Annotated in this window: 12 protein-coding genes; 3 read left to right on the top strand and 9 right to left on the bottom strand. The window is 35.9% G+C overall.

What is annotated here, in order from left to right:
- Window positions 1–48 precede the first annotated feature (48 nt).
- Genes V7183_RS23185 through V7183_RS23175 form a run of 3 tightly spaced genes read right to left on the bottom strand, consistent with a single transcriptional unit; the run spans window position 49 to window position 3,050 of the window.
- Complete coding sequence (locus V7183_RS23185; protein ID WP_097894547.1) at window positions 49–726, bottom strand: response regulator transcription factor; 678 nt, start codon at window positions 724–726, stop codon at window positions 49–51.
- 18 nt (window positions 727–744) lie between these two features.
- Window positions 745–1,197 (bottom strand): anaerobic ribonucleoside-triphosphate reductase activating protein, encoded by a 453-nt coding sequence (gene nrdG / locus V7183_RS23180; RefSeq protein ID WP_097894546.1) that lies wholly within the window; start codon window positions 1,195–1,197, stop codon window positions 745–747.
- On the bottom strand, window positions 1,194–3,050 hold the full coding sequence (locus V7183_RS23175) for an anaerobic ribonucleoside triphosphate reductase (RefSeq protein WP_335360980.1): 1,857 nt from the start codon (window positions 3,048–3,050) through the stop codon (window positions 1,194–1,196). The genes nrdG and V7183_RS23175 overlap by 4 nt, the downstream gene beginning before the upstream one ends.
- A gap of 223 nt (window positions 3,051–3,273) precedes the next feature.
- Between V7183_RS23175 and plsY the strand changes: the two genes are divergently transcribed.
- Window positions 3,274–3,870, top strand: coding sequence for a glycerol-3-phosphate 1-O-acyltransferase PlsY (gene plsY, locus V7183_RS23170; RefSeq protein ID WP_097894544.1), 597 nt, complete (start codon window positions 3,274–3,276; stop codon window positions 3,868–3,870).
- A gap of 108 nt (window positions 3,871–3,978) precedes the next feature.
- Complete coding sequence (locus V7183_RS23165) at window positions 3,979–4,269, top strand: HesB/YadR/YfhF family protein (RefSeq protein ID WP_097894543.1); 291 nt, start codon at window positions 3,979–3,981, stop codon at window positions 4,267–4,269.
- Between the two features lie 26 nt (window positions 4,270–4,295).
- On the opposite strand, the gene V7183_RS23160 is transcribed toward V7183_RS23165, so the two are convergent.
- Window positions 4,296–4,715 (bottom strand): acyl-CoA thioesterase, encoded by a 420-nt coding sequence (locus V7183_RS23160; RefSeq protein WP_097894542.1) that lies wholly within the window; start codon window positions 4,713–4,715, stop codon window positions 4,296–4,298.
- Window positions 4,716–4,824: 109 nt separating this feature from the next.
- Here V7183_RS23160 and V7183_RS23155 point away from each other — a divergent pair, with 109 nt between their 5' ends.
- Window positions 4,825–6,117 carry a LysM peptidoglycan-binding domain-containing protein gene (locus V7183_RS23155; RefSeq protein ID WP_097894541.1) on the top strand — a complete coding sequence of 431 codons (1,293 nt, stop codon included), beginning with the start codon at window positions 4,825–4,827 and terminating at the stop codon, window positions 6,115–6,117.
- 15 nt (window positions 6,118–6,132) lie between these two features.
- Here the strand turns inward: V7183_RS23155 and tlp are convergent, their stop codons facing one another.
- The 5 genes from tlp to V7183_RS23130 all read right to left on the bottom strand — a co-directional run bounded on the left by tlp (window position 6,133) and on the right by V7183_RS23130 (window position 8,585).
- Entirely contained in the window at window positions 6,133–6,357 is a 225-nt protein-coding gene (gene tlp / locus V7183_RS23150; protein ID WP_097894540.1) for a small acid-soluble spore protein Tlp, read from the bottom strand.
- Between the two features lie 107 nt (window positions 6,358–6,464).
- Window positions 6,465–6,599, bottom strand: a complete 135-nt coding sequence (gene sspN / locus V7183_RS23145) for an acid-soluble spore protein SspN (RefSeq protein WP_097894539.1) — start codon at window positions 6,597–6,599, stop codon at window positions 6,465–6,467.
- A 43-nt stretch (window positions 6,600–6,642) separates the two neighbouring features.
- The gene (locus V7183_RS23140; protein ID WP_097894566.1) at window positions 6,643–6,786 is read right to left on the bottom strand and encodes an FbpB family small basic protein; all 144 of its coding nucleotides are present in this window, start codon (window positions 6,784–6,786) and stop codon (window positions 6,643–6,645) included.
- 157 nt (window positions 6,787–6,943) lie between these two features.
- Window positions 6,944–7,891, bottom strand: a complete 948-nt coding sequence (locus tag V7183_RS23135; RefSeq protein ID WP_335360979.1) for a 3'-5' exonuclease — start codon at window positions 7,889–7,891, stop codon at window positions 6,944–6,946.
- 118 nt (window positions 7,892–8,009) lie between these two features.
- Window positions 8,010–8,585 (bottom strand): redoxin domain-containing protein, encoded by a 576-nt coding sequence (locus V7183_RS23130; protein ID WP_335360978.1) that lies wholly within the window; start codon window positions 8,583–8,585, stop codon window positions 8,010–8,012.
- Between the last annotated feature and the right edge of the window lie 300 nt (window positions 8,586–8,885).

Raw genomic sequence — 8,885 nt, 5'->3', positions numbered from 1 at the left:
AAAAGGAAAGCTTTTCTATCGTTTTTTCTATTACATAGTATTTAAAAACTATTCCTCAAACTTATACCCAACCCGAATAACAGTTCCAATATGCTTGGCTTTGTCACCTAATTTATTACGTAGTTTTTTTATATGTGTATCTACTGTACGATCATCACCGTAGTAATCATATCCCCATAGCTGATCCAGCAAATGTTGACGTGATAATACAATCCCTTTGTTCTCCATTAAATAAACAAGAAGTTCAAATTCTTTATGCGTTAATATAACCTCTTCTCCATTTACAGATACTGTTCGTGAAAGTCGATTCACATCGATTCCAGCCATAGACATTACGTTTTCTTCAGCAACCCCTACTGCTCCATCAGCACGCTTTAATAACGTTTTTGCACGAGCTACTAATACTTTCGGACTGAAGGGCTTGGTTACATATTCATCCGCTCCCAGTTCAAAACCTAGTAATGTATCATCTTCATCAGAACGTGCTGTCATCATAATAATTGGCACTGCCGATTCTTTCCGGATACGGCGACAAACAGACCAACCATCTATTTCTGGCAGCATAATATCTAACATAATTAAATCAATTGTATGTTCAGCAAATAATTCTAACGCTTGTTTTCCATCTTCTGCTTCGATCACTTCAAAGCCTTCACTGCGAAAATAATCACTAACAATTTCGCGTAATCTTCTTTCATCTTCAACAAGTAATACTGTTTTATTCATCTAACCTATCCCGCCTTTTTACTCTTTCAATCGAATAATACGTTGATTGGAGCTTCCGCGAAATGGAAGTGTTAAATCTCTTTTATCGAGTTCAAACCTTCCATCGACCAAAACATCCCCATAGTGTAACAACTCTATCATATCATTATTTCGGGAACTCTGTATCTCTTCTAACGTATAACCAGTGTAAATCCATAAGTTTTTTTTCAAGTCCTTCACAGCTTTTGCTACCTTTTTCACTTCCGCAGCTTGAAAGAATGGATCTCCACCTGAAAATGTTACATCAGTGAGCGGATTTTCGGTAATCTCTTTTACAATTTCTTCCACAGTCATTTCTGTTCCATTACAAATATTCCACGACTTTGGATTATGGCAGCCTATACAACGATGCGGACAGCCCGCAAAAAACACGACTGTCCGCAATCCTTCCCCATCTACTACACTATCATGAATAATGTTCATAACTTTCATTTATGTTTCACCCGATCCGCTTCTTCACTACGTTTTGCACTATTCCATTTGGACATATCTCCTACAAGGTATCCAGTAATGCGACGAATTCTTTCTATCTCATGCTCGTCCTCATTTGCACAACTTGGACATTCATTACGAATGACACCATGATAACCACAGCACTTACAACGATCGACAGGGTGATTAATTGACCCATATCCTACTCCATATTGCGCCATTGCCTGCACGATTTGTTTTAAGGCTTTTTGATTATGAACTGCTGCTCCATCTAATTCAATATACGTAATATGCCCACCATTACAAAGTGCATGAAATGGCCCTTCTAAACGTATTTTATCTATCGCTTGAATGTTATAATACACCGGAATATGAAATGAATTTGTATAATAATTATGATTTGTTACACCGCTAATCATTCCAAATTCTTCTCGATCTTTTTTAACAAACTTACCTGATAGTCCTTCTGCAGGCGTTGCAATTAAAGAGAAATTCAACTGATGTTCTTCCATTGCTGCATCCATTTTCTGTCTCATAAAGGTAACAATCTCATATCCAAGATTCCATGATTCTTTATCTTCTCCATGATGTTTCCCTGTTAAAACAACTAAACATTCTGCAAGACCAATAAAACCAATGCTTAATGTTCCTTGTTTTAAAATTTCTGCAACAGAATCTTCAGTCTGCAGTTTCTCTCCGCCTCGCCATACTCCTTGTGAATATAAAAACCGAAAATCTCTTGCTTTTTTTGTACATTGATACGCAAATCTTTCTAGCAATTGGCAAATACCAAGATCTACATAATCATTTAACATCTCAAAGAACGCCTCTTTTGAACCGCTCATGAATGCTAGTTTCACTAGATTGATGGAAGTAAACGATAAATTCCCTCTTCCAATTGCCGTTTCTTCTCCATGAATATTAGACATAACACGAGTTCTGCATCCCATATAACACACTTCACTTTCAGGGCGACCATCATAATGGACTGCATTAAACGGTGCATCTAAAAATGAAAAATTCGGGAACAATCGTTCAGCTGTCGTTTCTAGTGCCAATTCAAACAAATCATAGTTCGGATCATTTTCTTCAAAATTCACACCTTTTTTCAATTTGAAAATTTGAATAGGGAAAATCGGTGTTTCGCCTTTTCCTAACCCTGCTTGCGTTGCTCGTAATAATTGTTTAACTAACAATCTGCCTTCTTTTGATGTGTCCGTTCCGTAGTTAATCGAAATAAACGGAACTTGACCACCACCTCGGCTATGCATACTATTTGAATTATGAATAAAAGCTTCACAAGCTTGATACGTATCGTTTTCTGTTTCCTTCCATGCAAATTCTTCTACTTGTTCTTTTGTTAATGGATAGTTTGCTAATCGTTTTTTATTTCTTTCAAATGTTTTTCTTACATATGGTGCTAAATCAATATCAAATAATGCAAATGATTGACCACCGTGCTGCATATTTTGATTTGCTTGAAAAATAATTGAAGCAAGCGCCAACGCACTTTTAATATCTTGTGGTTGCCTCATATGTCCATGCCCTGTATGAAATCCCTTTTCAAGCATTTGCGCTAAAGGAATTTGAGAACATGTTGTCGTACCTGTCGCATAAAAATCTAAATCATGTGGGTATACTATATTTTGATCTATTGCTTTTTTTACTTGTTCGGAAAGTAAATATTCCACCGCATAATATTTCGCACTCTCCGATGCAAATGTTCCCATCATTCCCATTGGAGATCGTCCATCAACATTTGCATTTTCTTGCATTAAGTCTTGTTCATTACTGTGGACAATCGTTTCAAAAATCTTTACAAGTTCTTCTCCATGTATACTTTGTTTCAGCATTACTTAACCCTCCAACTATATCTTGTCACTTCTCTAACGAAATGATACAACATATAGCCCTACTGGTTCTGTGAAAAATGTAACATTCCTGTGAAAGTTTTTTTAAGAAACATTGAATTTTCATTTACAAAAAAAATGTGCTCTTTACAAATGTATGGTACAATATACGGGAAAAACTCTTTTTACCCTTTATCAACACATTTGAATAAAGGAGACTGAACTTATGCTTATTACATATCTTTTATTGGTCGTTGCCTATCTACTCGGCTCGATTCCATCTGCACTTGTTGTTGGGAAAATTGGTTATGGAATCGACATTCGCGAGCATGGTAGCGGTAATTTAGGAGGAACGAATACTTTTCGTACACTAGGGAAAAAAGCTGGTTTTATCGTTACAATTTCCGACATTTTAAAAGGAACGTTAGCAACAGGTCTGCCGCTAATTTTCGGCTTACATATCCATCCTCTTTGGTTTGGATTAGCTGCAATTCTTGGACATATATATCCAATCTTTGCAAAATTCCGTGGTGGAAAAGCAGTTGCAACTACTGCTGGAGTACTTTTATGCTATGCACCAGTTGTTTTTTTAGTATTAGCCGTTGTCTTTTTCACCCTTCTATTTACAACAAGATACGTGTCACTTTCTTCTATGGTAACAGCTATTTTCGCTGTTATCGCATCGATTATTAACGGGGATAAGATCTTCATTGTTGCGATGTGTTTAGTAGCTGGTATGGTTATTTATAGACACCGTGCAAATATTGGACGAATTATAAATAAAACTGAACCGAAAGCAAATTTTACAAAGAAACAAAAGTAAGATTGTAGCCCACATAACGCAAAAAGAAAACGCAAAGCATATTAATAGCGTCTTTTTGCGTTATTTTTTATACTAAAGAAAAAGCAACATAATTTGGAGGAACTATACATGAATCTTTCCGTAACAAAAGAAGCAGTAAATTGGTATAAAGATGAATTAAACTTACAATCTGGCGATATGCTTCGCTTTTTCGTACAATATGGTGGTTGCAGTACTGTACAAAAAGGTCTTTCTTTAGGAATCCGTAAAGATGACCCTGCACATCCAGCTGTTCAAATTCAGGAAGAAGGCATCACTTTCTTCGTTGAAGGTGATGATGAATGGTTCTTTGATGGACACGACCTATCCGTTACTTTTAATGATGGTGATGACTTCCCACAATTTAATTATGAAAAATAAAAAAACGTGGCTTTCGCCACGCTTTTTTATTTTTTCTTAATTTCCTCATATTTTGCATACCACTCAGGATATAGTTTCTTAAAGGATACAGGACGAAAACCCTCTTTTTTCGCACAAATATTTGTTGTTGTAGCTGTAATACAAAGGTCTCCATCACCATTATAAATTTCATATCCATATATAACACGAAGGGGACTAACTGAATCAATCCACGTTTTCACAATTGCTTTTTCTCCATAACGCATTGCTTTTCGATATGAAATTTGCAAATCTAATACGGGAGAAATAATTCCTTCCTGCTCCATCTCAATATATGAAAATCCTAATTCTTGTATCAATTTCGTACGCCCTAGTTCAAGCCATACTAAATAATTTGAATGATAAACAACACCCATTTGATCCGTTTCCGCATAGCGGATTTCAATTTCATGTTCTGCTACAAACATATCACTATCTCCTTCACACTTCTGTTTCCTTGCATACATTTAATCATAATACAGGGAAATCAAAAATAAAATAGAAACGGTGGATCTTTTTACTGAAAGGAGCAAGTATATGATTCAAATTGTAACCGTTCGTAGTGGTGATAGCGTATATAGTTTAGCAACAAAATATGGCACTACACCTGAAGAAATTGTAAAAGATAATGGACTGAATCCCGCTGAAACACTCGTTGTTGGTCAGGCACTCATTGTAAATACGAAAGGAAATAATTATTACGTACAGCCAGGCGACAGTCTTTATCGAATTGCTCAAACATATAACGTTCCTCTCGCCAGCTTAGCAAAAGTTAATAATCTATCATTAAAATCCGTTCTCCATGTTGGGCAACAATTATATGTACCACAAGGCTCAAAACGAGCGATAGAATCTATCGCCTACTTGCAACCTTCCACGGTACCTATTAAAGAAAGCTTAGTAAATGCTACGCGGGCTATTAATCCTTATTTAACATATTTGGCTTATTTCAGCTTTGAAGCACAAAGAGATGGAACTTTAAAAGAGCCAACCGAAACCGCTAGAATTGCTGAGCTCGCTAGGCGAGGACAAACAATCCCGATGCTCGTTATTACGAATATCGAAAATGGGAACTTCAGCACTGCATTAGCATCTGTTCTTTTAAGAAGCACTACCATTCAAAATAAGTTTATTACTAACATTCTACAAACAGCTGAGAAATACGGTATGCGTGATATTCATTTCGACTTCGAAAATGTCGCTCCAGAAGACCGTGAAGCATACAACCGCTTTTTACGAAGTGTAAAAGCAAGATTACCTGAAGGATATACGTTAAGTACGACACTTGTCCCAAAAACAAGTTCAAAACAAAAAGGCAAATTTTTTGAAGCGCATGATTATAAAGCACAAGGAGAAATTGTCGACTTTGTCGTGATTATGACTTATGACTGGGGATGGCAAGGCGGACCGCCAATGGCAGTTTCTCCTATTGGCCCTGTAAAACAGGTAATCCAATATGCAAAATCTCAAATGCCACCGCACAAAATTATGATGGGTCAAAACTTATATGGTTTCGACTGGACACTTCCGTTTAAAGCAGGGAACCCTCCTGCAAAAGCTGTTAGTTCGGTCTCAGCTGTTGCCCTTGCTCGTAAATATAACGTTCCAATTCGCTATGATTTCACTGCTCAAGCACCACACTTTAATTACTTTAATGAAAATGGTGTGCAGCATGAAGTATGGTTTGAAGATGCACGGTCAGTCCAAAGTAAATTTAATTTAATTAAAGAGCAAGGCATACGCGGTATTAGCTATTGGAAAATTGGTCTTCCTTTCCCGCAAAATTGGCGTTTACTTACTGAAAATTTCTCAGTTACAAAAAAAGGCTGACGATTGTCAGCCTTTTTACCCATTATATTCAGATTCATCTTTTATTTCACTTTTCAATGAATCAATACTTTCTAAACGGCGTTGGTTTTTTGCTTCAATTGCAGCGCGATCTTGTTCATTTGAAACCTCTGCAGTTTCTTTTGCCTCATTAAAATTATCAATCGTATTTTGTACCATCTCTTGTAACTTTTCTACATTGTCACTTCTGTCATCTGGATTCGCTTTATATTGCTCTGCCATGCTATTTCCCTCCTAATTGAGATATACATACCATGTTAGTTTTCCAAAAACAAATTAGATTATGTACACACATAAAGAAAAGGAGAATGAAAACATTCTCCTTTTCTTTAACCGTTATCAACAATCGGTTGTTTTCCAGTCTGATCTTGCATTTGTTTGCCTTTATTTCCACCAGCTTTTTTTGATTGCGTTCCAATTTGGTTCGGTGCAAAGTCTTTTGGATTCTTTTTTGGATTACCCATCGTTATCGCCTCCTTATCACTAGTATCATACTAGTGATAAGAATTATTCAGCTTGCTTAAAAAGCCTCATCTCATAACGTTTTTCAATTCGTTCTTCAATCCGTTCAATTGCATCACGATCGCTTAGTAGTTGCCGCTTATTTTCCTTCACAAGTTCCTCGAATGTTTTTCGACGATTTCTTCTCATGTTGTTCATCCTTTCTCCTTCTCTTTCTTATTATTAGTATGAACAAATAAAAAACTCTTTAATCAGACTTATGAGAAAACTTCATATTTTAATAAAGAACAGTTTATTGTACACAAAAAATCCATTCGCAGTTTCTCTAGACTGCAAATGGATTTTTTTATTTCATTATACTCAAATACTTCTTAATCTCTTCCTCTGCATTCACTTGATTTTCTTTATACTCGTGCAGAGCTCGCAACACTGAATCGTATTCCTCCAAAATATAGCCTTCTAACTTCGTAAAGTCATCTAAGCTTTCAATCATTATTCTCGTTATACCTAATTCACTTTTTAAAGCTGGCTCGCATTTTAAACTCGTACATATTTCTAACACTTCTTGTTCCGTTTTTTCCGTTAGCACATATTTTTTCCGTCCTTTTACCTTCAACCTTACAATCGGATAAAAAGCTTTAATATCTAAATAACTTCCGACACTCACACTACGAATCCATTCTATATCGCGATTGTGCTTCACAAACATTTCTTTTATTAATGTGCATACTATTTCTTCTTCAACCGCTTCTTTTTTCGTTTTCTTTTGTCCTTCTTCCTGTATAGCTGCACATTTTTGATAAACCGCTGCGCACGTTATACAATCATCCAGTGCATTATGCGAACTCAAACGAATGCCGAGCATTCTTTTTAAAGTCTCAAGTTTATGATTCGGGGCATGCTTCATATACTTTTTCGCTAAAAATACCGTATCAACGACTTTATTTTTAGGCTCCGATAACCTAAGCATATTCGTATTACTCTTTAAAAAGCGCATATCAAAAGAAGCATTATGCGCAACGATTGTGTCTTTTCCTAAAAATGCTAAAAACAAAGGCAAAACTTCCTGAATTGTTGGTGCATCTGAAACACGATAATTTGTAATCCCTGTTAAACTTGTAATACGGCTAGGTATAGGCCGTTCTGGATTTACGAAAGAAACAAATTGATCTGCTAGTTCATGATTACGGTATCGAACCGCTGCTACTTGAATAATCCGATCACTATACGGATTAAATCCTGTCGTTTCAAAGTCAATAACAACATAGTCCACTGGCAAAGTTAAATGTCCCACAACATACTCTCCTCAAATTATTATTATCTTTCAAATTTCTTTTATCATATCATGAACAAACTGTTTGATGAAAAAGAAAAGACAGAAATGGTCTTTTACCAATCCTGTCTCCTGACTATTATTTTAATTTTTCAATTCGTTTCTCCATCTCTTTTTGTGTCATCGGTCCGATAAATTTATCTTGAATTACACCTTTTGTATCTACAAAATAAGAAGTTGGAATAGTGATCACTTTATATGTCGTTGTAGCACTTATATCCTTATCAAGTAAAACAGGGAAAGTGAGTCCTTTCTCTTTCGCGAACTGCTTTACCTTTTCTTCTCCATTCGCTCGTTCTGAGACCGTATAATTTACAGCAAGAATCTCGACATCATCTTTATGTGTTTTATAAAAAGCCTCCATGTCCGGCATTTCCTGCTGACAAGGGCCGCACCATGTTGCCCAGAAATTTAAGATAACTTTCTTACCCTTCAAATCCGATAACTTTACTGTTGTACCATCTAATTTTGATAACTCAAAATCCGGTGCAATCTTTCCCACTTCAATTCCATTTTTTGCAATAACTTCTTTCATCGCCGCTTCACTTTTTACTGGTTCTTCGCTTAGTTGTTTTTTATTTTTTCCGCTCTGTTCGTAGACTGCATAACCCGCTAAGCAAAGCAATACGATAACAATGGTAAGCTTTCGCCACATGTACATCACCCTTATCGTTTATCTCATTTTATATATCACTAAAAAATAACGATAGTATTTATACTTTATTTTAGCTTATACGGACAAGCTTGGAAATATTCCCCTGGAAAACAGAAAGAATATTTCACATAATTTTGAATTTTTCGCCTTTTTATCATATAATTAGGAAGAGGAACAGTTTCAGGAGGATGATTACATTTGAAAAAAACAACTATCCATTGGTTACAATATATACTTAACCTCCCCATCTTATTTGTCTCATTTTTTGTTACAAGCATCATTGCGAGCTACTTAATGATT

The organism is Bacillus sp. JJ1127 (assembly GCF_036965845.1).
In the GTDB taxonomy this organism is placed as follows: Bacteria; Bacillota; Bacilli; order Bacillales; family Bacillaceae_G; genus Bacillus_A.
The sequence above is the reverse complement of the archived record's forward strand: the minus strand, read 5'-3'. Positions and strand labels throughout refer to the sequence as shown.